Source organism: uncultured Psychromonas sp. (genome assembly GCF_947489755.1).
In the GTDB taxonomy this organism is placed as follows: Bacteria; Pseudomonadota; Gammaproteobacteria; order Enterobacterales; family Psychromonadaceae; genus Psychromonas.
The window spans coordinates 1-1,149 of record NZ_CANLFB010000070.1; the positions used below are offsets into that span (position 1 = coordinate 1).

At 51.7% G+C, this 1,149-nt stretch carries 1 rRNA gene; it reads right to left on the reverse strand.

Annotated features, from left to right (window positions below):
• Positions 1 to 79: 79 nt before the first annotated feature.
• Positions 80 to 1,149, reverse strand: a 16S ribosomal RNA gene (locus Q0794_RS18030); the annotation flags it as partial.

Below are 1,149 nucleotides of genomic sequence, written 5' to 3' on the forward strand. Positions count from 1 at the left end.
TTCTAATCAAACAATCTGTGTGGGCACTCATTATTACTTGCGCCAATGTACCGAAATACAAAGGATGTGTTTCTTTACGTAAGGAGGTGATCCAGCCCCAGGTTCCCCTAGGGCTACCTTGTTACGACTTCACCCCAGTCATGAACCACACCGTGGTCATCGCCATCCCCGAAGGGTTAAGCTAATGACTTCTGGTGCAGCCCACTCCCATGGTGTGACGGGCGGTGTGTACAAGGCCCGGGAACGTATTCACCGTGGCATTCTGATCCACGATTACTAGCGATTCCAACTTCACGGAGTCGAGTTGCAGACTCCGATCCGGACTACGACAAACTTTAGGAGATTCGCATACCATCGCTGGTTAGCAGCCCTTTGTATTTGCCATTGTAGCACGTGTGTAGCCCATCCCGTAAGGGCCATGATGACTTGACGTCGTCCCCACCTTCCTCCGGTTTATCACCGGCAGTGTCCCTAGAGTTCCCGGCATAACCCGCTGGCAAATAAGGATAAGGGTTGCGCTCGTTGCGGGACTTAACCCAACATTTCACAACACGAGCTGACGACAGCCATGCAGCACCTGTCTCAGAGTTCCCGAAGGCACTCATCTATCTCTAGGTGATTCTCTGGATGTCAAGGGATGGTAAGGTTCTTCGCGTTGCATCGAATTAAACCACATGCTCCACCGCTTGTGCGGGCCCCCGTCAATTCATTTGAGTTTTAACCTTGCGGCCGTACTCCCCAGGCGGTCTATTTAATGCGTTAGCTTTGAATCCCACGGCATATAGCCACAAAATTCTAATAGACATCGTTTACTGCGTGGACTACCGGGGTATCTAATCCCGTTTGCTCCCCACGCCTTCGCGCCTCAGCGTCAGTCTTTGTCCAGGTGGCCGCCTTCGCCACTGGTATTCCTTCAGATCTCTACGCATTTCACCGCTACACCTGAAATTCTACCACCCTCTACAAAACTCTAGTTAACCAGTTTCAAATGCAGTTCCAAGGTTGAGCCCTGGGATTTCACATCTGACTTAATTAACCGCCTACGCGCGCTTTACGCCCAGTAATTCCGATTAACGCTCGCACCCTCCGTATTACCGCGGCTGCTGGCACGGAGTTAGCCGGTGCTTCTTCTGCGAGTAACGTCACAGA